The organism is Streptomyces sp. NPDC002896, assembly GCF_040295225.1.
Taxonomy (GTDB): domain Bacteria; phylum Actinomycetota; class Actinomycetes; order Streptomycetales; family Streptomycetaceae; genus Streptomyces.
In genome coordinates this window covers 187559-208458 of the sequence record NZ_JBEOVA010000003.1, presented here as the reverse complement: position 1 = coordinate 208458, position 20900 = coordinate 187559, and the positions used below count along the sequence as shown (strand labels likewise).

The following is a 20900-nucleotide window of genomic DNA, read 5'->3' as shown; positions in this document are numbered from 1 at the left end:
ACGATGGCCGACCGGGTCACGGTGATCGGCTGGGACGGTTCGCCGCTGACCGACGCGGCGCGCTCCGCGCTCGCGGCGACCACGCTCGTGGCCGGCGCGGGACACCATCTGGCGCTGCCCGAAGTGCCCGCGGCCGCCGAGCGTATCCGTCTCGGCAGCGTCTCCCTCGCCGCCCGCCGTATCGCCGCCCACCGCGGCACCGCCGTCGTACTGGCCGACGGCGACCCGGGCTTCTTCGGCGTCGTACGCACCCTGCGGGCCCCCGAGTTCGGCCTCGAGGTGGAAGTGGTGCCCGCCGTCTCCTCCGTGGCCACTGCGTTCGCCCGCGCCGGGATGCCCTGGGACGACGCGCAGATCGTGGTCGCCCACCCCCGCACCCTGCGGCGCGCCGTGAACGTGTGCCGCGCCCACAGCAAGGTCGCCGTCCTCACCTCCCCCGGAGCGGGCCCCGCCGAACTCGGCCTCCTCCTCGAAGGCGTCCACCGCACCTTCGTCATCTGCGAGGAGCTCGGCACCGGCCGCGAACAGGTCACCGTCGTCACCTCCGACAAGGCCGCCGACCACACCTGGCGCGACCCCAACGTCGTCATCGTCATCGGCGGCCCCGTCGCCGCGCCGGAGAACGGCGGCTGGATCGCCGGACGCGACCAGACGGCCGTCCCCGCAGCCGAGGGCCACGGTGGACCCCCGTCGCGAGGCTGGGCGCTGCCCGCCGAGGAGTACGGCAGCGAGCCCGACGAGGGCGAGACGGACCGTATGCGCGCCGCCCAACTCGCCCGCCTCGGACCGCGCGTCGGAGACCTCGTCTGGGACATCGGCTCCGGCAGCGGCGCCTTCGCCACGGAGGCCGCACGCTTCGGCGCAGCCGTCATCGCCGTCGACCGAGACAGCGACGCATGCGCCCGCACCCTCGCCGCCGCCCGCCGCTTCGGCGTCCAGCTGCAGATCGTGCACGGCACCGCCCCGCACATCCTGGAGGACCTCCCCGAACCCGACGTCGTACGCGTCGGAGGCGGGGGAGTGGCGGTGGTCTCCGCCGTCGCCGACCGCCGCCCCGAGCGGATCGTCACACACGCCGCGACCCGCGACGAGGCCGAACTCATCGGCCGTGACCTGACGGAGCACGGATACGCCGTCGAGTGCGCCCTCCTGCAGTCCGTCGAACTCGACACACGTGCATGGACCGAGAAGAAACGGACCGTTGCCTTCCTGCTCGCGGGAGTCCGGGAAGGGCGAATCGAACCGCCTCGCTGAAGAGTGTCGGTCTTGTGACGGATGGGGCCGAACGGGCGCCCCGTGAACCTGCCGCCACACGGTGCGCGGTAGGCTGGCCGATCGTTGTACTGCACTCGGGTGGCTGATGTTTCGTTGGTCAATGTCCGGAAAGCGCGCCCGTTTTGGGGGTGTGTGTGGTACGGCAGGACCGGAGGGCGCGCGACGTGGCGCAGTCCACAGCGGGCCGTGGACGCATCCAGCTGCCGCGGTGGCGGTCTGACCGGAACAATGCCGGTTACGGCATTGCCGGCGGCCCGTTCGTGCCGCGTGGCGCGCACGCTCGTTCTCATGACGGGCGGTCGGTGCGCCGCTCCGGGCACAGGGGCCGCCCCGGCCGAAGGCCGGGACCGGTCGAAGAAGCACTAACCGATGGGCGAGGGGTTACGCATGACCGACACCGGCCAGGGCCCGGGCGAGGGACTGCCGGAGAGCGCAGGCATGGTGGAGCAGCCGGGCGTCCCCGCGCCCGGTGCGTACACCTACCTCGACCCCTCCGAGAACCCCGCCGATGACGACGACCTGCTGCTGATGCCGGGTGCCCAGGGCGCGTGGAGCGAGGGGCAGACCGCTGTGCCCGCCGCCGTCGCCCACGAGCCAGGGCCGCACGAGATGGCGGGCAGAGACAGCGGCTCGGTCGACCTGAGCGGCGTCCGCGTCCCGGCACCCTCGCCCGCGCCGGTGCGCCGCCCGCTGCACCTCGGCCCGCCCGTGCCGGACAGCAGCGCGAGCCCTGTGCGTTCGCTCGCCGACCGGGGCCCGGCCAGTACGCCGCCGAACCCGGTGTACGTACGGCACGCGGGTCCGCCGACGAGCGGCCCCGAATACCTCGACATTCCGCGTGGCGATGCGGACTCCTCCGTGGCGGCGGGAACCGGCGAGACCACGCCGGGCGCCGCTACCGCGTGGGCGCCCCAGCCTCATTCAGAGGCATTTGCGGCCATCCATGGAACCTCCGCAGAAACGGTCGGTCCGGACGCTGCCGCGCAGCCTGCGCCGGATCCCGCGGACGGGGTCCTCGCCCCGTCCGCAGCGGACGCCGGGCAGCCGGCGCACACCATGGACGCCGGGCCGCTTGCTCCTGGCGCCGATGCGGGGCTGATCCAGCACATGGCGGGGCAGTTCCAGCGCGGTGCAGAGGCGATGGAGGCGCTGCAGGGCGGAGACGCCGCACATGTGCAGCAGGGCGCCGCAGAGTTCGCGCACGCTCAGCACGGCGTAGAGGCCGTGCAGGGGCAGCACGCGGGCGTGGCCGCACACGACGGGTACGTCGCTCAGCAGGCCGCGGACCCCGCCCAGTTCGCGCACGCGGGGGATGCATACCAGCCGGGCCAGGCGCCCGCTCCGGATGCCGGGGCGCACGCGTTCCCCGTCACGGCGCCGCCGTCGGCCCCCGTACCGACCGCGGAATCCGGCCAGTTCGTGTACGCGGACGAGTCCGCCCCGACGGGCCCGCCGTCCGTCGGTGAGCAGTTCTCCCTCGACCTCACGCACGACGCGGAGCCGCTGCACGCATTGCACGAGGCGCAGATCCCGGCACCGGGGTTCGCCTCGGACGCGGCGCAGGCGGAGCAGCCCGCCGGCTTCTCCGGCGCTGATGGGCAGTCGTATCCGGGAACGCCGGTGAACGACGCCGCGCCGGTGGCTGACGGTGATCCGCTGGGCTACGTCGAGCAGGCTCAGCAGGTTCCGACCGCGGACGACGCCGGCCAGGCGGGACTCGCGCCCGAGGCCGCCGATGTCCAGACGGCCGCCGAGACCCCTGCCGCACCGACCGGCGTCGCCCCGCACGCCGAGGGCGCCAGCACGCAGCTGGAGACGTCCGGCACGCTGCCGGACGGGACCGGCGTTGCACTGCCGGACGGGACCGGCGTTGCGCTGCCCGACGGGAGTGGCGCTGTTCTGCCCGACGGGGCCGGCGTTGCTCTGCCCGATGGATCTGGCGTACTGCCCGACGGCTTCGGCGAGGTGCCGGTCGCGTCGGCCCTCGAGGACCAGGGCGCCCAGCCGATCGGCCAGTTCGTGCCGGTCGAGGGGTCGGTGCCGACCACGCCGCACCTGGCGCCCACGCCTCCGCACGCACTGCACGTACCGCCGGTGCCGCCGCTCGATGAGCAGGCCGAGGCCGCCGCTGTCGCGAACGCCGAGGCGGCGGAGCCCGCCGAGGAGGCATCGCAGCCGGTCGCCGAGGCGGTGGAGCCCATCGCCGGGCCCACCGCCGTCACGGTGGGCATCCAGGACGGTGGCCCCGCCGCCGTGCCGGTGGATGAGTCCGCCGTCGTCACCGTAGAAGCGCCGTCCGCCGTGCAGGAAGCGGACGGCACCGTCGCCGCACCGGCGGAGGAGATCCCTGCCGCACCGGTGGAGGAGATCCCTGCTGGACCAGCCGAGGAGATTCCCGCCGCCCTGGCTGGGGACGCGCAGGTCGCATCGGCCCCGGACACGCCGGTGGCACCGCAGGGCGGCGAGACGACCATCGCCTCGGCGGAGACCCCTGCCGCACCGGTTGAGGACGCCGTGGCCGTGCCCGCCGGCGAGGTCGCCACAGAAGCGCCTTCACCGGCACCCGAGTCCGACTCCGACGCCGAGTCCGAGCCCGCGCCTGACGTCGTACCGGTCCCCGAACAGGGGACCGCCCCGGTCAGCGCCCCGGTCGTATCCGACCACGAGCCCGTCGGCATCGTGCCCGCGCCGCGCGACGGCCAACAGCCCACACCCGTTCCCACCGCGGAGGCAGCACCCGTGCCGGACAGGGACGTCCAGGACCCCGAGCCACTCGTCGCGCAGAACGCGGACAGCCTCGACACACAGGAGGCCCCCGAGGCCGCGGCAGAGACCGCCGCCCCGGCGGGGATCCCCGGGCAGCAGGCCGGCCCCCCGGCCCCCGGATACGACGAGGCCGAACGCGAGGCGGTCCTGCGCGTCATGCGCGAGCGCCGCGACATCCGCAACGGCTTCCGTAGCGACCCCATCCCGCACGAGGTGCTGCTCCGCGTCCTGGAAGCGGCGCACACCGCGCCGTCCGTCGGCCACTCCCAGCCCTGGGACTTCGTCGTCATCCGCTCCGCCGAGACCCGGCAGGCGATGCACGAACTGGCCATGCGCCAGCGCGAGGCGTACGCGAAGTCGCTGCCCAAGGGCCGCGCCAAGCAGTTCAAGGAACTGAAGATCGAGGCCATCCTCGAGACCCCGGTGAACATCGTCGTCACCGCCGACCCGACCCGTGGCGGCCGCCACACCCTCGGCCGCCACACGCAACCGCAGATGGCCCCGTACTCCTCGGCACTCGCCGTCGAGAACCTGTGGCTGGCCGCGCGGGCCGAGGGCCTCGGAGTCGGCTGGGTCAGCTTCTTCGACGAGCGCGAAATGGTGCGGGCGCTGGATCTGCCCGAACACCTGGAGGTCGTCGCGTACCTCTGTGTCGGATACGTCGAGGAGTTCCCGGAGGAGCCGGAGTTGATGCAGGCCGGCTGGTCCAAGCGCCGCCCGCTGTCGTGGGTCGTCCACGAGGAGACGTACGGCCGTCGCGCCCTGCCCGGTGAGCAGCCGCACGACCTGCTCGCGGAGACCGTCGCGGGCATCCGTCCGCTGGACGCCAAGGCGCTCGGCGAGGCGTGGGAGCGCCAGAAGCGCATGACGAAGCCCGCGGGCGCGCTCGGCATGCTGGAGATCATCTCCGCCCAGCTGTGCGGTCTGTCCCGGATGTGCCCGCCGCCGATCCCGGAGCCCGCAGCCGTCGCGATCTTCGCCGGCGACCACGGCGTGCACGCCCAGGGCGTCACCCCCTGGCCGCAGGAGGTCACCGGCCAGATGGTGGCCAACTTCCTGGGTGGCGGTGCGGTCTGCAACGCCTTCGCCAACCAGGTGGGCGCCGAGGTCTGCGTCATCGACGTGGGCGTCGCATCCGACCTGCCCTCGACGCCCGGTCTGCTGCCCCGCAAGGTGCGCGCCGGCACCGCCGACATGACGACAGGCCCCGCGCTGACCCGCGAGGAGGTCAAGGCGGCCATCGAGGTGGGCATCGAGACGGCTCGCGACCTGGTGGCCGCCGGTAACAAGGCGCTGCTCACCGGCGAGATGGGCATCGCCAACACCACGGCGTCCGCCGCGCTGATCTCGGTCTTCACGGGCGCCGACCCGGCCGAGGTGACCGGCCGCGGCACCGGCATCAACGATGAGACGCTGGCCCGCAAGACCGAGGTCGTCCGTCGCGCGCTGGAGCTCCACCAGCCCGACCCCACCGACCCGATCGGCGTCCTCGCGGAGGTCGGCGGACTCGAACACGCCGCGATGGCAGGCCTGTTGCTCGGCGGCGCGTCACTGCGTACGCCCGTCATCCTCGACGGCGTGAGCGCGGGCGCCGCCGCCCTGGTGGCCCGGGCCATCGCCCCCGAGGTGCTGGCCGCCTGCATCGCGGGCCACCGCAGCGCCGAGCCCGGCCACATGGCAGCCCTCAACAAACTGGGCCTCCGCCCCCTGGTCGACCTCGACCTCCGCCTCGGCGAGGGCACAGGCGCCCTCCTGGCCCTCCCCCTGGTCCAGAGCGCAGCAAGAGCAATGCACGAGGTGGCGACGTTCGACTCGGCGGGGGTCACCGAAAAGTAGCGTTCTGCGGCTGTGGGCAGGCGTTCCGCTGGGGGTCCCCCAGGCCTTTTAAGGGCACTGGGGGGAGGAACGGGTGGGCACAGCCCCACCGACGTACCCGCACCGGCGGGTGGGGGGTCCGGGGGCGGGTGCCCCCGGTCTCGGGAAGGGGCGGGCTTGGGGAAAGAAAACCGCCCCGCCCCCGCCGTATCGTGGACCCGCACCTAAAATCCGCACGTCAAGGGCCGCTCCAAAGCCGCAGCGCCCCCCTCGCACCGCCGCCCGCAAGAGGAGCCGCACCTCCCATGGCCGAAAACCCCGCCTACCCCGTAGGCCTCCGCCTGACCGGTCGCCGAGTCGTCGTCCTGGGCGGCGGCCAGGTGGCCCAGCGCCGCCTCCCGGCGCTCATCGCGGCCGGCGCAGACGTCCACCTGGTATCCCCGGAAGCGACCCCCTCCGTGGAGGCGATGGCAGACGCGGGCGAGATCACCTGGCACCGCCGCCGGTACGAGGACGGAGACCTGGCCGCAGCCTGGTACGCGCTGATCGCCACCGGCGACACCGAGGCGAACACCGCCGCATCAGCCGAGGCGGAAGCCCACCGTGTCTGGTGCGTCCGCTCCGACAACGCCGACGCCGCCACCGCCTGGACCCCCGCGACGGGCCGCAGCGAAGGCGTCACCGTCGCCGTGCTCACCACGGACGCCCAGGGCCGCGACCCGCGCCACACGGCCGCCATCCGCGACGCCGTGGTCGAGGGACTGCGCGACGGCACGCTGGTCGCCCCGCACCACCGCACGCGCACCCCGGGCGTGGCCCTCGTCGGCGGCGGCCCGGGCGACCCGGACCTGATCACGGTGCGCGGCCGCCGGCTGCTCGCCGAGGCCGACGTGGTGATCGCCGACCGGCTCGGCCCGCGCGACCTGCTCGCCGAACTCCCGCCGCACGTCGAGGTCATCGACGCGGCAAAGATCCCGTACGGCCGCTACATGGCCCAGGAGGCCATCAACAACGCCCTCATCGAGCACGCCAAGGCCGGCAAGTCGGTCGTACGGCTCAAGGGCGGCGACCCGTTCGTCTTCGGGCGCGGCATGGAGGAGGCTCAGGCGCTCGTCGAGGCGGGCATCCCGTACACCGTCGTGCCCGGCATCTCCAGCTCGATCTCCGTGCCCGGTGCCGCGGGCATCCCGGTCACGCACCGCGGAGTCGCTCACGAGTTCACCGTCGTCAGCGGGCATGTCGCGCCGGACGACGAGCGGTCGCTGGTCGACTGGGCGGCGCTCGCGAAGCTGCGCGGCACCCTCGTCGTCCTGATGGGCGTCGACAAGATCGGCAGGATCGCCGAGACGCTGGTGGCGCACGGCAAGCCCGCGGACACGCCGGTCGCCCTGGTCCAGGAGGGCACGACGGCCGCGCAGCGCCGGGTCGACGCCACGCTCGCCACGGTCGCCGAGACCGTACGGACCCACGAGGTGAAGCCCCCGGCCGTGATCGTCATCGGCGAGGTCGTGAAGGTCTCGGACGGCAGGGCGCCGGGCGGGGCCGAGTAACCCCGGGTAACAGAAGTCGTTCCAAGCCGTTGGCACCACTCCCAGGACAAGGCAGTATCACCCTGTGGCCGATCTCATCACCGTTGAGGATCCCGCCGATCCGCGCCTGCGCGACTACACGGGCCTGACCGACGTCGAGCTGCGCCGCAAGCGCGAGCCCGCCGAAGGCCTGTTCATCGCCGAGGGCGAGAAGGTCATCCGGCGCGCCAGGCACGCGGGTTACGAGATGCGCTCGATGCTGCTGTCCGCGAAGTGGGTCGACGTCATGCGTGACGTCATCGACGAGGTCCCGGCCCCGGTCTACGCGGTCAGCCCGGACCTCGCCGAGCAGGTCACGGGCTACCACGTGCACCGCGGCGCGCTGGCCTCGATGCAGCGCAAGCCGCTGCCGACGGCCGAGGAACTCCTTCAGACGGCCCGCCGGGTCGTCGTCATGGAGTCGGTCAACGACCACACCAACATCGGCGCGATCTTCCGCTCCGCCGCGGCTCTCGGCATGGACGCGGTGCTGCTGTCGCCCGACTGCGCGGACCCGCTCTACCGCCGCTCGGTGAAGGTATCCATGGGTGCCGTCTTCTCGGTCCCCTACGCGCGGCTCGAATCCTGGCCCAAGGGCCTGGAGGCGGTCCGCGAGGCGGGCTTCAACCTCCTCGCACTCACCCCCAGCGAGAAGGCGAAGAGCCTGGACGAGGCCGCGCCGCACCGGATGGAGCGTGTGGCCCTGATGCTCGGCGCGGAGGGCGACGGCCTGTCCACGCAGGCGCTCGTGGCCGCCGACGAATGGGTCCGCATCCCGATGGCCCACGGCGTCGACTCGCTCAACGTGGGCGCGGCCGCCGCCGTCGCCTTCTATGCGGTGGCGACGGGGCGCCCTCAGGACTGAGATCCGCCGGGTCCGGGCGCCGCGACGACCGGGAGCCGCACGGACTAGTGCGGCGCGTTGCCGCCTCCGGCAGCTGCGCCGCCTCCGGCAGCTGCGCCGCCTGCATCAGCTCCGTCGGCTCCGGCACCTCCGGTGCCTCCCGTCCCTCCGGCGGCCAGGGCCTGCGACGCCCCGTGCGGCACGTCACCCACGCCGCCGAGCCCGCGGTCCGGCCCCTGGCAGCCCTGCGCCGCGGCGATACCGAGCGCCACCAGCAGCGTCACGACCACGAACACGAAGAGCCGCTGCCTGAGCAGCCGCGGATTGGCCGGCCGGCGACCGGTCCCCGTCGTCCTCGGCGCCGGCCGTCCGGCACCACTGCGCGGCGCCGGACGGCTCCCGGAGCGGGTCGCGCTGCGGGACGGCGTGGGCCTGGGCGCGGTGCTCCGGGAGGAGGCATTGCGCGACGCGGTGCTGCGGGACGCCGGAGTGTTCCGGGACGCCGGAGTATTCCGAGGCGAAGGAGTGTTCCGCGCCGAGGAGGGGCGGCCCCCGGAGCGTGAACCGCCGTTGGAGCCCTGCGGCGGAGCGCCCTGGACACCCCGCTCGGTGCGCTGTTCCGTGTACTGCTCGGTGAGCCGGCCCGTCGGCCGGTCGCCCGCCCCGCGCGGCGCCGGCGACCGGGTGTCCGTAAGACTCTGGGCCTCCCTGGCCGCGATCTCCTTGAGCCTCAGCGACAGCTGCAGCGTGCTCGGGCGCTCCTCCGGGTCCTTCGCGAGGCACGCCCGGACCAGCGGGGCCAGCGCATCGTGCACCCCGTCGAGCTGCGGCTCCTCGTGCACCACCCGGTAGAGCATGACCTCCGAACTGCCATGCCCGAAGGGCGAGTCGGCGGTCGCCGCGTACGCGAGGGTGGCACCCAGAGCGAAGACGTCCGTGGCGGGCGTGACGGCCGCGCCCCGCACCTGCTCGGGCGCGAGGAAGCCCGGCGACCCCACCGCCGTACCGACGTGTGTGAGCGTGCTCGCGCCCGTCGCCCAGGCGATGCCGAAGTCGATGATCCGCGGCCCCTTGGGGGACAGCAGGATGTTGGAGGGCTTGAGGTCCCGGTGCACGACACCCGCCTCGTGCACGGCGACCAGCCCCTCCGAGAGGGCGGCGCCGATGGCGGCCACGTCGGCGGCCGTCAGCGGACCCTCCTCGGCGACCTTGTCGTGCAGCGACGGCCCCGGAACGTACTGCGTGGCGAACCACGGCCGGTCCGCCTCGAGATCGGCGGCGACGAGCCGCGCGGTGCAGCCGCCGCGGATGCGGCGCGCGGCCGACACCTCGCGCGCGAACCGCGAGCGGAACTCCTGGTCCTCGGCCAGATCGGGCCGGATCACCTTGAGCGCGACCCGCTGGCCACGCCGGTCGGAACCGAGATAGACCACACCCATCCCGCCGGCACCGAGCCGCCTGTGCAGCCTGAACGAGCCGACGACACGCGGGTCCTCGCGCCTCAGGCGCATCATCGCCATGTCCATCCCCGCTGCCGGTCCGTCTGACGAGCCACAGCTTACGTTTCCGCGGCCGAGTGCGCTCACAGGCCGCGCCTTCACGGCCCGATCGATTGTCAGTGCCGGGTGGGAGACTTGAAGAGTGGCCAGGGGAAGGGGGATCCGGGCCGCTCGGCACCGCCCGGATACCCAACCGTCCGTCGTCGAAGGGGGATTGGACCGGTGAAGGGTGATCGCGTGGAGATAGTCGTGGACGCGGGGGACACGACGCGTACATACGAGGTGGTGGCAAGCCGTGCAGGCCGCCGCGTGGAGACGGCTGTGCGCCGGGGCGTGGTCGAGGTGAGCGAGGTGACGCGCAACGGTTCAGTGGTCCGTACGGCCCGGTTCATGGCGAATCGAGTGCTGGCCCTGGTCGAGCAGCCCGTGCCGAGGGAGGACAGTTCGGAGCAGACAGGGCGTTCCCTCCGGGAAGACCCGGAGTCCTAGGTCCGCGTCTCCACCCAGGGGAGTATGCGGCCGGGGACCGCTCATCCTGCGGGAGGCCCGGCAATCGGTACGAGGGCATGACGCCAGGCGTCGCCCGCGCGCCTAGATTTGAGGTCAAGCGGCGGGTGCAGCACTCGTCCCCCGAGGTCAAGCACCCGCCGCTGCCAGGCACGAGAGTCGGTGACACTGCGGCTCACACAGATTTGGTCAGGGGAGGGACCATGGCGGACACGGCACCGCGGACCATGATCCGCAGGCAGGGGCGCAGGGCGTATCTCGCCGCGTTCGGCACCAGCCGGTCCGGCCGGCGCCACCCGCTGGTGGCGACCGCCATGGTCCTTCCCCTGGCGACCCTCCTCGTGGTCGTCTTCGGCGGCTGGGAGGCGGTGGTCACACAGGCGTCGTCCGTGGGCGTGATGCTGGGGCGTTGAGAGGCGCCCCAGGCCCGGAAGAGCGGTCCGGGCGGGGACATCCGGCCATGAAACCCCGTGGGGACGGGGGTGCGGCGGACGGCACAGATGCCCGCGCAGCTGGGGAGCTGCGCGGGCACTCTTTTTTGCGCCTAAATCGGCGCCGCTCTCGCGTAGCTGGTTGCGCCCTTTTTTGCGCCTAAGCCGGCGCCGCTCTCGCGGACGTGGTTGATCGCCGCTGTGGTTCCGCAATTGATGGTTGCGGTGGTCTTGGGCCAAGATTGCCCACTCGTCCGACGCAGGGCCTGCGTACGCTCATGCCAGCAGCCCGATCACCGCACACCAAGAGGAACCGTTGCCCGCAGACGTACTCCCCGCGCTGACCGTCAGGGCGCGAGCCGCGACCCACCCGCCGAGCGCCGTCTGCACCTGCGCAACCCCGGACAGGGTGCTGGCCGACCGACCCGACGGCACGGTTGTCCGCCACGGCGGCACCGTGGCCAAGGCCCACGCCCCGGGCACGGACCCCGTCGAGCTCTCACGTCGCCTGGCAGTCGCCGCGCACGCGGACCTGAGCGGCGTCCTCCTGCCCCCGCTCAGCCCGACGCCCGTCGACCTGCACGGCCGCCTGGTCACCTGCTGGCCGTACGGCACCCCGGTGGACCCCGAGGTCCCCGAAGACGCCCCGTGGGAAGCGGCCGCCACGCTCCTGGCCCGCCTCCACACGACCCCGCCGTCCACGCTCCCGGCCGGGCTCCCGCCGATGCGGGGCCCCGCCAAGGCGGCCCGCGCCATCGCCAGACTCCGGGCGGCGGGCCCGCATCCCGCCGCCGCCCCGGTGCTCCGCGCCTGGTCCGGCCTTCCCGCCTGGGCCCGAGCCGAGGCACCGATGCCGGGCGCCGGGGCCCTGTGCCACGGTGATCTGCATCTCGGCCAGCTCGTACGCCACCCGGCTCTCGAAGGGCCCTGGCTGCTCATCGATGTGGACGACATGGGTCTGGGCGTGCCCGCCTGGGACCTCGCCCGCCCGGCCGCCTGGTACGCCTGCGGCCTCCTTCCGCCGGACGAGTGGACCCGCTTCCTGACCGCCTACCAGCAGGTAGGCGGCCCCGCGGTCCCGCCAGAAGGCGACCCGTGGGCGGCGCTCGACGTCCCGGCCCGCGCGCTGACCGTTCAGACCGCTGCCCTGGCCATCGCGAAGTCCGTAGCCGCTGATCGCCCGCTCGACGAGGTGCAGCAGGCCGTCGTCGACGCGTGTGATCGAATGGCGGCGGTACCGCCGCAGTTGAAGCCGGGCGACGCCAAGTAGGGTGCAATCGACCGAAGCCGGGCAGTGTTCCGGCGAAGCCGTACCGACCGGCGAGGAGTTGAGCCGACCATGCAGTGTCCGAAGTGCCATGCACCGATGCACACCTACAACCGCAATGGCGTCCAGATCGAGCAGTGCAGCGGTTGCCGCGGGATATTTCTCGACTACGGCGAGCTGGAGGCTCTGACCCGCCTCGAGTCCCAGTGGTCGCAGCCGGCCCCGCCGCCCCCGGCCGCTCCCCAGGCGTATCCGCCGGCCGCGCCCGCCTGGGGCGCCCCGCACGGTGGTCACGGTGGTCACGGCGGCCACGGTCACTACGGGCACCACCGGAACAAGAGCTTCGGCCACATGCTCTTTTCTTCCTGAGCCCAGAGAAGCACGACGAAGCCCCCGGTCGCATGACCGGGGGCTTCGGGGGGTGTGGACGATACTGGGATTGAACCAGTGACCTCTTCCGTGTCAGGGAAGCGCTCTCCCGCTGAGCTAATCGTCCGGGATCACGGCCGGGGCCGTGTGCACTGCGTGCGCGATACTGGGATTGAACCAGTGACCTCTTCCGTGTCAGGGAAGCGCTCTCCCGCTGAGCTAATCGCGCGGGAAGATCCGTACGGATCCGTCAAGATCCATGGGATCAGGTCGTCGGAGACCGATCCTCGCGGATCAAGTCCTTGCAGACCAGTGGACGATACTGGGATTGAACCAGTGACCTCTTCCGTGTCAGGGAAGCGCTCTCCCGCTGAGCTAATCGTCCTTGGAGGTGGAGACGGGATTTGAACCCGTGTAGACGGCTTTGCAGGCCGTTGCCTCGCCTCTCGGCCACTCCACCTGGAGTGTAGGGGGTCGGGAAGACCCTCCACTTCGAGCGGACGACGAGGCTCGAACTCGCGACCTCAACCTTGGCAAGGTTGCGCTCTACCAACTGAGCTACGTCCGCCTGTCGTTTCGGTCCGCTCTCGCGTCCCGGCGACGTGTTGAACTTTAGCGGATTCCTGGGCCAGCACAAAAACGCGTTTGCGCAGCGTGCTGCGCCGTGGCGCCCCCGACGCGGTCACAGGGCACCGGAAGGGCGTCCGCGAGAGCATCTGCATGGTCGGCGCAGGGCGCCCACCAGGCGTGGGTCAAGGCATTCCCGCGCCACCGCCCCATGGCGCCCGACCTAGACTCTCAGCCGTGCAAAGCCCGCCTCCGCCTTCCTCCCCGACGGCCTCGACGGCGCCGATGGCTCGCTTCGGCGGCCTCGTCGCCCGCGGTCTGCTCGATGTCACCAGCGACCCAGCGGCGCTGGACTCCACCGGCTTCTGGGCCGTGACCGCCGACTTCGAGGGACGGCTCGTCTGCGCCCGCTTCGGGGACGTACGCAGGGAGGCCGTGCCCGCACCGGTGCCGGGGGCATGGCGCGGCCCGGCGACCGGCGACTGGACGTCGTCGCTCGACCATGACGCGTACACGGCGGGTGTGCGTCGTATCCGCGAGTACATCGCGGCCGGGGAGGTGTACCAGGCCAATCTCTGCCGCGTCCTGTCCGCGCCCGTCGCGCCGGACGCCGACGTGGACGCGCTCACCTCGCTGCTGGCGCGCGGCAACCCCGCTCCGTATGCCGGAACGATCCGGCTGCCCGGACACGGCGTCGAGATCGCCAGCGCCTCGCCCGAGCTCTTCCTCCGCCGCAACGGCCGTGTCGTCGAGTCGGGGCCGATCAAGGGCACCGGCCGCACGGAGGCGGATCTGCTCGAGAAGGACCACGCCGAGAACGTGATGATCGTGGATCTCGTCCGGAACGATCTCGGGCGCGTCTGCGAGACCGGTTCCGTGAGCGTTCCGGAGCTCTGCGTGGTCGAGAAGCACCCCGGTCTCGTCCATCTCGTCTCCACCGTCCGGGGCGAACTGCGCGAGGATGCCGGCTGGCCGGAGCTGCTGGCCGCGACCTTCCCGCCCGGTTCGGTCACGGGCGCCCCCAAGTCCAGCGCCCTGCGGATCATCGATGCGCTGGAGACGGCTCCGCGCGGACCGTACTGCGGGGGCATCGGCTGGATCGACGCCGACCGGCGCACCGGCGAGCTCGCCGTGGGCATCCGGACCTTCTGGATCGACCGCGCGGAGGGCGTCCTCCGCTTCGGCACCGGCGCGGGCATCACGTGGGGCTCGGACCCCGAGCACGAGTGGCGGGAGACCGAACTGAAGGCGTCACGGCTGCTCGCGGTAGCGTCGGGGGAGTACCCGGGCGTGTAGTCCGGGGATGTGGGACGTACGCACAGACGTACGAGGCGAGCGGAGGAAGACCCACGTGAAGATCTGGCTCGACGGAGGGCTGCAGGACCACGATGCCGCCCGCGTCTCCGTGTTCGATCACGGTCTGACGGTCGGCGACGGCATCTTCGAGACGGTGAAGTCGGTCGACGGGCGGCCCTTCGCGCTGACCCGCCACCTCGACCGGCTCGCCCGCTCGGCGCGCGGCCTCGGGCTGCCGGACCCGGATCTGGACGAGGTGCGCAGGGCCTGCGCCGCCGTACTCGAGGCCAATCCCATGCCGCTGGGCCGGCTCCGCATCACGTACACCGGTGGCCTGTCACCGCTCGGCTCGGACCGCGGCGACCGCGGCCCGACCCTGGTCGTGGCCCTCGGCGAGGCGGCCCGGCGCCCGGACACGACGGCCGTGATCACCGTCCCCTGGACCCGCAACGAGCGCGGCGCGCTCGCCGGACTCAAGACCACCTCCTACGCCGAGAACGTCGTGGCCCTCGCCCGCGCCCATGAACAGGGCGCTTCCGAGGCGCTGTTCGGCAACACGGTGGGGCAGCTGTGCGAGGGCACGGGATCGAACGTGTTCGTCGTCCTGGACGGTGAGATCCACACGCCTCCGGTCGCCTCCGGATGCCTGGCGGGCATCACGCGCGCGTTGACGGTCGAGTGGACGGGCGCCCACGAGACCGATCTGCCGCTCGACGTCCTGGACCGCGCGGACGAGGTCTTCCTGACGTCCACGCTGCGCGACGTGCAGGCCGTCCACCGCGTCGGCGGCCGCGAACTCCTGGGCGGACCCGGCCCGGTGACCGCGAAGGCGATGCGGATCTTCGACGAGCGGGCGGGGGACGACCTCGACCCGTAGGTCCCTTGCCTCCTGGCCCCGGGCTCTCGGCGGTGTCCTGGTCGGCGCCGGAATTCGGATGAACCGGGGCCCGGAGGCGGGTAGAACAGCCACGATGACGACGACCCTGCGGCCGATCGAGCCGCTCCAGCACGATGCCGACGGTGCGCGTTCACGCCGCTACCAAGTGTGTGTGAACAGCCGCCCCGTGGGCGCGGTACATCTCGGGACGCATCCCGTCTTCGGACCCGGCGCGGCCGAGATCCGTGAGCTGCACATCGACGAGCGCGACCGTAGGCGAGGCCGGGGAACCGTCGCCGGACTCGCGGCGGAGGAGGTGGCGCGCGGCTGGGGCTGCAGGCGCATGGAGGTCTCGGTGCCCGCCGACGCCGAGGCGGCACTCCGGCTGGTCACGGCGCTCGGCTACGTCCAGCGCAACCGCGGCATGGAGAAACCGCTCGGCACCGCCCCGCCCGAACTGCCCGAGGGCAGCCTGGGCCGGCCCATGACGGAGGCCGAATACGGTCCGTGGCTGGAGCACGGCAAGGCGCAGTACGCGCAGAGCTGGATCCGACGGGGCGTCACCGAGACCGAGGCCCGGGCCAAGTCCGAGAAGGACCATGCGGCCCTCCTGCCCGACGGCCCGGCAACCCCGGACATGCTCCTGAGCGTCCTGGAACACCAGGGCACCGTCGTCGGCACCCTGTGGGTGGCGCTGCGTGACGAGGGTGCGTACGTGTTCGACGTGCAGGCCGACGAGCGGTACCGCGGCCGGGGCCACGGCCGCTCCCTGATGCTGCTGGCCGAGGCGCAGGCCATCGCCGCCGGAAAGCCCCGCATCGCCCTCAACGTCTTCGCGGGCAACACGCCCGCCGAGCGGCTCTACGAGTCACTGGGGTACGCACCGACGGTGTACGCCATGTACAAGCAGCTGCAGTAAGGGACGCGCAGCTCCGGCAGGGGCGCAGGGCGGAAGGCACCGCGGGGAGGGAATCGCCGGAAGGCTACGCTTCCCGCTCGCCCAGCAACCGGTCGGCGATCTCCTCGATGCGCTCGCGCAGCCCTGCCTGGCTCTTGCCGCCGTCCAGGCGCTCGTCGCCGATGACGTACGTGGGCGTTCCCGTCACACCGATCGCCTTGCCCTCCGCCTGGTCGGCGTCGACGATCAGGATGTGCCTGCCGTCGATCAGGGCGGTGTCGAACTCCTCGGCGTCCAGACCCAGTTCATGCGCGACCTCCACCAGGAACGGATCGCCCTTGCGCTCCAGCTCCTCGACCCGGCCGAGCACGGCTTCCACGTAGGCCCAGCCCTGGCCCTGTACCGCGGCCTCCTCGGCCGCCTGGGCGCCGGCGAACGCGTACTTGTGCTTCTCGAGGGGGAAGTGCCGCAGCCGCAGCTCCAGGCGATCGCCGTAACGGGCGCGGAGTGCGCGGAGGTCGTCGAGGGCGCTGCGGCAGTCGGGGCACTGAAGCTCGCACCAGACGTCAAGGACGGGGCGGGCCGTGGTGCCGGCGGGGGAGGAGTCGCTCATGGGTCCAGTCTCCCAGCCGGGCGCAGGCCGCCCCAACCGGAGGCCTGGTCTGAGACCTGGAGCGGGGCTTCTCTGGGACCTGGAGTGGGCTTGTCTGGGACCTGGGAAGGATGCCGTACCCGGAGATGTCCCTGAGGTCCGGACACACCGTGGCCCTGGGGCTCGGAGCGGTGCACGATGGAGGGGACGAATCGTCCCAGCCCGACTCCCTGCCATGCCTGGAGGCCCGGATGATTGCCGAGACCGTCTGTTCCGCCGTCTCCGCGGCCGGCCTGGGCATTGCCGCGATCACCGCGTACCGCAAGCGCTTCCTGGCGGCGGCCCGCATCGCTGCGTACTCGCTGGTTCCGATCGGTCTGGTCATGACCGGTGCCGTGCAGTGGATGGTGCACACCGCGTTCAGCCCGGTGTCCTGGGCGGGCTTCGGGGTGCTCGGCTGCGCCTGGCTGCTGTTCATGACGACCCGCGCGGTCGAGCGGCGCGGCGGTGGAACCCGTAAGGAGCGCAAGGCGGCGAAGACCGCCGCACGGGGAGCAGCCGTGGCCCCGGCGGCTTCGGCCCCGTCCCTCGGCCAGGGTGCACCCCCGGCCGTCCGGCCCGGGACCAGGTCCGGCGGCGCCGACGCCACGGACGACTTCAGCGACATCGAAGCCATCCTGAAGAAGCACGGCATCTGACATCGGCCGTCAGGGAAGCCGCTACCTCCTCCAAGTCAAGGATTTCGGCGAACTACCGCTTCATTTGGGCGTGTTGATCGCGTAGCAGGCGTGGGCTGCGTCATCATCGCCCCGAGATGCTGGACACATCACAGGGCGATGCCGCCCCTCCGACTCCGGCCGAGGAGCGTCGCGGGTGCCTCTTCGCGCTCTCCCAGCCGCCCCTGATGATCTTCTTGGCGGTGATCGGCATTCTGCTGCTCATGGCATCGGTGCATGATCTGTTTCTGCTGTGACGCGGCGATGGCGGGCGGGACCGTCCCTGAACAGGATGTCCTGGCGGCGTCGCAGGGTGTCTCAGCGTGCGGCTTCCTTGCGGCGTGCCCGGTACGCCGCGACGTGCAGCCGGTTGCCGCAGGTGCGGCTGTCGCAGTAGCGGCGTGAGCGGTTCCGGGACAGGTCCACGAACGCGTGCCGGCAGTCGGGCGCCTCGCAGCGGCGCAGCCGGTCCTGCTCCCCGGCCACGACGAAGAAGGCGAGGGCCATGCCGCAGTCGGCCGCCAGATGGTCCGCGACGGACGCGCCGGGCGCGAAGTAGTGCACATGCCAGTCGTAGCCGTCGTGATCGGTGAGCCGAGGGGTCGTGCCTGCCGCGGCGACCAGCTCGTTGATCACGCCGGCGGCGGTACGGGCGTCGTCGGCGGCGAAGATCCCCGCGAAGCGGGCTCGTACGCGCCGCACGGCGGCCAGGTCGTGATCGGTCAGGACCCCGACGTCGCTGATCTCGTGCTTCCGTACGAAATCGGCCAGGGCCGCGACGTCCGCGAGCCCGTCGGCCTCGTCGTTCTCCGGTGCGGTGTTCACCAGATCGACCACGGTATCGAGGGCACACCGGGTGTCGTGGGTGATCAGCACGAGTCGCTCCCTGGCCTGGGGGGATCGGGCAGAGCCCGCCGATGCAGGCCGATGCTAGCGGCTCCCTGTTGCGGACAGTCGCTCCGGGACGCCGAGGCCGTACCCGGGCGCAGGCCATCTGGCGCCGGTCGGCCCGCCGCCTAGTCCCGTACGGGCCCGACCGGCCGCGGCCCGGTGCCGCCGCCCGCCCACTCCGTTTGAGGCGACCGGCAGTCTCCGGCCCGACGTAGTGGGCGAGGGCATTGGCCCGACGCGCGGCCCACGGTGCAGCGCGCAGGCTGGCGCAACCAACGGCCCGCCGGCGCCACCGAGCGGGGCAGACGGGACGGCATGGTGGCGAGGGAGGGGCGGCGCCTGGCCCCGGCATGGGGCCCGACCAGACACGGGGGCCATGACCAGACACGGGGGGTGACCCGGCACGGGGGTCGCCCCGGACCAGGCCCGACCCGGGGGCGGGGCCCCGCCCGCATCGCGCACCCGCGTACGCGTCGGCGCCGCCCCGCGGAACCCCACGGCAGCGGCGCCGGCGCCTGCCCTATGCGGTTGTCGTGGCCCGAGCCGTCTCCCCGAGTGGACGGCGCCGGGCTGCTCTGGGCCTGGCCTCGCTAACTCTCCGCCAGGATGTGAGAGAGCTCTGTGTCGAGATCGAAATGGCGATGCTCCGTGCCAGGCGGAACCGCGGCGTCCGTTCGCTTCAGGAAGGACTCCAGGGCCCGCGCCGGGGCCTCGAGCAGGGCCTCGCCCTCCGGCGAGCTCAGGGCGATGCAGACGACGCCCTGACCGTGGCTGCGCGACGGCCAGACACGGACGTCGCCGGTGCCCGTGGGCCTGTGCAGGCCCTCGGCGAGGAGGTCGCGGGCGAACACCCACTCGACGGTCTCCTCGGCACCGGTGTGGAAGGTGGCGTGCACGGCATACGGATCGGCCGTGTCATACCGCAGTCCTGCGGGAACAGGCAGTGAGGACTCGCTCGACACAACGAGGCGCAGGTGCAGCTCGCAGCTGACCGTGGTGTTCATAAGCGCCAGGGCCTTTCGCTCAGTGTGCGCTCGGGGATTCGCACGTCGGCGAAATCGACATGCCACCTACGGTGCCGTTGTAAACCCCTCTGAGTGTTTTGCGTGTGTTTAGGTAGCTCGTCCGGCCGAGTATGAGTTCGTCGGCAAGAGCCATTCCGGTGATTGACGTTTCCCGTCCGGTAGGGTTTGGCCGTATGAATACGGGGAGTGACGAACCGGGGGAGGTCGCCGTGGTAGCCGACGCAGGGGCGGAGTCCCACGAGCCCGAGCTGGGCTCGAAGGCGCCGGAATTCATCAAGGCGCGCCGCGCGCTGCACCTGAGCTGGCAGGTCGGCGTCTTCGTCGTGGGGCTCGCGGTGGTCGTGGCGGGCGTGGTCATGCTTCCCCTGCCGGGACCGGGCTGGCTGGTGATCTTCGGCGGCATGGCGGTCTGGGCGACCGAGTTCGTCTGGGCCCAGCTGGTGCTGCGCTGGACGAAACGCAAGGTCACCGAGGCGGCACAGCGTGCGCTCGACCCGAGCGTCCGGCGCCGCAACATCATCCTGACGACCGTCGGGCTGGTGATCATCGCCGTGCTGGGCGGGATCTACGCCTGGAAGTTCGGCCTCGAGATGCCGTGGAACATCGAGCAGTGACCGGCGGAAGGTGACCGCGGGCGGGCCCGCCCGCGTCCACCTGTGGCGCGCGGCTGGCCCCCTCCGGCTCCTCCCGGGCCCGCGGCCCTCGGTGCGGGTGTGGCCGCCGACGTGCCCCCTGCGGCGCCGTGCGCCCGCCCCCGACCTGCCCGCTGGGCGGCCCTGCCCCTCCGGTCCTCCGGGTCGACTGCGTGCCGCCGGGGCGCGTGCCGGCGGACGCTGCACCGTGCCGGGCCGGGGGGCGGCTCGCGGGGCGTCCGTGGCTGTGTCCGGTCCTCAGGCTGCGCCAGCGGCCCTGTCCGCGCGTACGGCCCGCGGTCGGCCTCCGTTCGGCGCCCCGGCCCTCGGTCGCGCCGACTCGGTGCCGCCTGGCGGTGTGCCCGCGGACGCTGCATCGGCTCGGGCCAGGAGGCGGCTCACGGAAGATCCCTGCCTGAATCCGGTCCTCCGACGGGGCCTGCTGCCTCGGCGCCCGTATGGCCCGGGATCTGCCTCCGTTCGGCGCACCGCGTACGACCCGCGGCCTGCCCCCTGACGCTGCCTCCGACCCTCGGTCTGCCCGTGGGCGCCCCCGGCCATCGGGCCGACGCCGAGCCGCCCAGCCGCTCGGCGGCCGCCGCACCGGCTCGGCCCGGCTGCGGCTCTCACGGCGGCGCCCCCTATCGCAGCCTCCACGGCCGGCCGCCTGGTCGGAGGCACCTCCTGACATGCGGTAATGTTCTCTGTGCGCCCGGGCGATTAGCTCAGTGGGAGAGCGCTTCGTTCACACCGAAGAGGTCACTGGTTCGAACCCAGTATCGCCCACCCCGGATCTGCGGCCCGGAGGCTCCCAGCCTCCGGGCCGCAGTCGTGTCCACGGACGACGACCTATGGCGACGAGCACGGTGCCCGGCTCGGCCTGACCGTCCCAGCCATGTCCACGGACACAGGACAGGGGCAGGGGCAGGGGGTACGGCACACGACCCGCGGCCCCCGCGCCCGCATGCCTGACAGTCCGCCCGATCCGCGCACCCCACGGCCGTACCAGGCCCAACCATCCCGCGACGGCGCCGCATCCCCGCCCCACCCCACCAAGGGCCCCCA

18 protein-coding genes and 6 tRNA genes are annotated in these 20900 nt (G+C 72.6%); 15 read left to right on the top strand and 9 right to left on the bottom strand.

Annotation, left to right across the window (positions count from 1 at the left end; translation table 11 throughout):
* Positions 1-3 precede the first annotated feature (3 nt).
* The 4 genes from cbiE (at position 4) to ABT009_RS05600 (ending at position 8289) form a co-directional block, all read left to right on the top strand.
* The gene (gene cbiE / locus ABT009_RS05615; protein ID WP_351289876.1) at positions 4-1254 is read left to right on the top strand and encodes a precorrin-6y C5,15-methyltransferase (decarboxylating) subunit CbiE; all 1251 of its coding nucleotides are present in this window, start codon (positions 4-6) and stop codon (positions 1252-1254) included.
* 408 nt (positions 1255-1662) lie between these two features.
* On the top strand, positions 1663-5877 hold the full coding sequence (gene cobT / locus ABT009_RS05610; RefSeq protein ID WP_351289874.1) for a nicotinate-nucleotide--dimethylbenzimidazole phosphoribosyltransferase: 4215 nt from the start codon (positions 1663-1665) through the stop codon (positions 5875-5877).
* Positions 5878-6161: 284 nt separating this feature from the next.
* Positions 6162-7406, top strand: coding sequence for a uroporphyrinogen-III C-methyltransferase (gene cobA, locus ABT009_RS05605; protein ID WP_351289872.1), 1245 nt, complete (start codon positions 6162-6164; stop codon positions 7404-7406).
* A gap of 64 nt (positions 7407-7470) precedes the next feature.
* The gene (locus tag ABT009_RS05600; protein ID WP_351289870.1) at positions 7471-8289 is read left to right on the top strand and encodes a TrmH family RNA methyltransferase; all 819 of its coding nucleotides are present in this window, start codon (positions 7471-7473) and stop codon (positions 8287-8289) included.
* A gap of 44 nt (positions 8290-8333) precedes the next feature.
* On the opposite strand, the gene ABT009_RS05595 is transcribed toward ABT009_RS05600, so the two are convergent.
* Positions 8334-9794 (bottom strand): serine/threonine-protein kinase, encoded by a 1461-nt coding sequence (locus tag ABT009_RS05595; RefSeq protein ID WP_351289868.1) that lies wholly within the window; start codon positions 9792-9794, stop codon positions 8334-8336.
* Positions 9795-9989: 195 nt separating this feature from the next.
* Between ABT009_RS05595 and ABT009_RS05590 the strand changes: the two genes are divergently transcribed.
* The 4 genes from ABT009_RS05590 to ABT009_RS05575 all read left to right on the top strand — a co-directional run bounded on the left by ABT009_RS05590 (position 9990) and on the right by ABT009_RS05575 (position 12341).
* Positions 9990-10256, top strand: coding sequence for a DUF8836 family protein (locus ABT009_RS05590; protein ID WP_351289866.1), 267 nt, complete (start codon positions 9990-9992; stop codon positions 10254-10256).
* A 221-nt stretch (positions 10257-10477) separates the two neighbouring features.
* Positions 10478-10687 carry a hypothetical protein gene (locus tag ABT009_RS05585; protein ID WP_351289864.1) on the top strand — a complete coding sequence of 70 codons (210 nt, stop codon included), beginning with the start codon at positions 10478-10480 and terminating at the stop codon, positions 10685-10687.
* A 334-nt stretch (positions 10688-11021) separates the two neighbouring features.
* Positions 11022-11975: an aminoglycoside phosphotransferase family protein gene (locus tag ABT009_RS05580; protein WP_351289862.1), complete on the top strand. Its 954-nt coding sequence runs from the start codon at positions 11022-11024 to the stop codon at positions 11973-11975.
* Positions 11976-12044: 69 nt separating this feature from the next.
* On the top strand, positions 12045-12341 hold the full coding sequence (locus tag ABT009_RS05575; protein ID WP_351289860.1) for a TFIIB-type zinc ribbon-containing protein: 297 nt from the start codon (positions 12045-12047) through the stop codon (positions 12339-12341).
* A gap of 55 nt (positions 12342-12396) precedes the next feature.
* Here ABT009_RS05575 and ABT009_RS05570 read toward each other — a convergent pair.
* The 5 genes from ABT009_RS05570 to ABT009_RS05550 all read right to left on the bottom strand — a co-directional run bounded on the left by ABT009_RS05570 (position 12397) and on the right by ABT009_RS05550 (position 12909).
* Positions 12397-12468, bottom strand: a tRNA-Val gene (locus ABT009_RS05570).
* 30 nt (positions 12469-12498) lie between these two features.
* Positions 12499-12570 (bottom strand) — tRNA-Val (locus ABT009_RS05565).
* A gap of 84 nt (positions 12571-12654) precedes the next feature.
* Positions 12655-12726 (bottom strand) — tRNA-Val (locus tag ABT009_RS05560).
* Position 12727: 1 nt separating this feature from the next.
* Positions 12728-12801 (bottom strand) — tRNA-Cys (locus tag ABT009_RS05555).
* A gap of 35 nt (positions 12802-12836) precedes the next feature.
* Positions 12837-12909, bottom strand: a tRNA-Gly gene (locus ABT009_RS05550).
* 284 nt (positions 12910-13193) lie between these two features.
* Here ABT009_RS05550 and ABT009_RS05545 point away from each other — a divergent pair.
* From ABT009_RS05545 to ABT009_RS05535, 3 genes are all read left to right on the top strand, one after another.
* Positions 13194-14204 carry a chorismate-binding protein gene (locus ABT009_RS05545; RefSeq protein WP_351290426.1) on the top strand — a complete coding sequence of 337 codons (1011 nt, stop codon included), beginning with the start codon at positions 13194-13196 and terminating at the stop codon, positions 14202-14204.
* A gap of 55 nt (positions 14205-14259) precedes the next feature.
* Positions 14260-15081, top strand: a complete 822-nt coding sequence (locus tag ABT009_RS05540) for an aminotransferase class IV (RefSeq protein WP_351289858.1) — start codon at positions 14260-14262, stop codon at positions 15079-15081.
* Between the two features lie 94 nt (positions 15082-15175).
* On the top strand, positions 15176-16000 hold the full coding sequence (locus ABT009_RS05535) for a GNAT family N-acetyltransferase (protein WP_351289856.1): 825 nt from the start codon (positions 15176-15178) through the stop codon (positions 15998-16000).
* Positions 16001-16064: 64 nt separating this feature from the next.
* Here ABT009_RS05535 and ABT009_RS05530 read toward each other — a convergent pair whose 3' ends face one another.
* On the bottom strand, positions 16065-16592 hold the full coding sequence (locus ABT009_RS05530; RefSeq protein ID WP_351289854.1) for a DsbA family protein: 528 nt from the start codon (positions 16590-16592) through the stop codon (positions 16065-16067).
* A 230-nt stretch (positions 16593-16822) separates the two neighbouring features.
* On the opposite strand from ABT009_RS05530, the gene ABT009_RS05525 reads away from it, so the two are divergent.
* Both ABT009_RS05525 and ABT009_RS05520 read left to right on the top strand, forming a co-directional pair.
* Entirely contained in the window at positions 16823-17269 is a 447-nt protein-coding gene (locus tag ABT009_RS05525; protein WP_351289853.1) for a hypothetical protein, read from the top strand.
* A 116-nt stretch (positions 17270-17385) separates the two neighbouring features.
* The gene (locus ABT009_RS05520) at positions 17386-17544 is read left to right on the top strand and encodes a hypothetical protein (RefSeq protein ID WP_351289851.1); all 159 of its coding nucleotides are present in this window, start codon (positions 17386-17388) and stop codon (positions 17542-17544) included.
* 61 nt (positions 17545-17605) lie between these two features.
* Here ABT009_RS05520 and ABT009_RS05515 read toward each other — a convergent pair whose 3' ends face one another.
* A complete protein-coding gene (locus ABT009_RS05515) occupies positions 17606-18163 on the bottom strand; it encodes a CGNR zinc finger domain-containing protein (protein ID WP_351289849.1) in 558 nt (185 codons plus the stop codon).
* Positions 18164-18768: 605 nt separating this feature from the next.
* The gene (locus ABT009_RS05510) at positions 18769-19182 is read right to left on the bottom strand and encodes an SsgA family sporulation/cell division regulator (protein WP_003959770.1); all 414 of its coding nucleotides are present in this window, start codon (positions 19180-19182) and stop codon (positions 18769-18771) included.
* 194 nt (positions 19183-19376) lie between these two features.
* Here ABT009_RS05510 and ABT009_RS05505 point away from each other — a divergent pair, with 194 nt between their 5' ends.
* Entirely contained in the window at positions 19377-19817 is a 441-nt protein-coding gene (locus tag ABT009_RS05505) for a TIGR02611 family protein (protein WP_351289847.1), read from the top strand.
* A 732-nt stretch (positions 19818-20549) separates the two neighbouring features.
* Positions 20550-20621 (top strand) — tRNA-Val (locus tag ABT009_RS05500).
* Positions 20622-20900 lie beyond the last annotated feature (279 nt).

Coding starts and splice junctions, on each gene's coding strand:
- cobT (WP_351289874.1), top strand. CDS start 1,663: ATGACCGACACCGGCCAGGGCCCGGGCGAGGGACTGCCGGAGAGCGCA.
- ABT009_RS05510 (WP_003959770.1), bottom strand. CDS start 19,182: ATGAACACCACGGTCAGCTGCGAGCTGCACCTGCGCCTCGTTGTGTCG.
- cbiE (WP_351289876.1), top strand. CDS start 4: ATGGCCGACCGGGTCACGGTGATCGGCTGGGACGGTTCGCCGCTGACC.
- ABT009_RS05535 (WP_351289856.1), top strand. CDS start 15,176: ATGACGACGACCCTGCGGCCGATCGAGCCGCTCCAGCACGATGCCGAC.
- ABT009_RS05545 (WP_351290426.1), top strand. CDS start 13,194: ATGGCTCGCTTCGGCGGCCTCGTCGCCCGCGGTCTGCTCGATGTCACC.
- ABT009_RS05525 (WP_351289853.1), top strand. CDS start 16,823: ATGATTGCCGAGACCGTCTGTTCCGCCGTCTCCGCGGCCGGCCTGGGC.
- ABT009_RS05520 (WP_351289851.1), top strand. CDS start 17,386: ATGCTGGACACATCACAGGGCGATGCCGCCCCTCCGACTCCGGCCGAG.
- cobA (WP_351289872.1), top strand. CDS start 6,162: ATGGCCGAAAACCCCGCCTACCCCGTAGGCCTCCGCCTGACCGGTCGC.
- ABT009_RS05585 (WP_351289864.1), top strand. CDS start 10,478: ATGGCGGACACGGCACCGCGGACCATGATCCGCAGGCAGGGGCGCAGG.
- ABT009_RS05505 (WP_351289847.1), top strand. CDS start 19,377: ATGAATACGGGGAGTGACGAACCGGGGGAGGTCGCCGTGGTAGCCGAC.
- ABT009_RS05530 (WP_351289854.1), bottom strand. CDS start 16,592: ATGAGCGACTCCTCCCCCGCCGGCACCACGGCCCGCCCCGTCCTTGAC.
- ABT009_RS05575 (WP_351289860.1), top strand. CDS start 12,045: ATGCAGTGTCCGAAGTGCCATGCACCGATGCACACCTACAACCGCAAT.
- ABT009_RS05595 (WP_351289868.1), bottom strand. CDS start 9,794: ATGGACATGGCGATGATGCGCCTGAGGCGCGAGGACCCGCGTGTCGTC.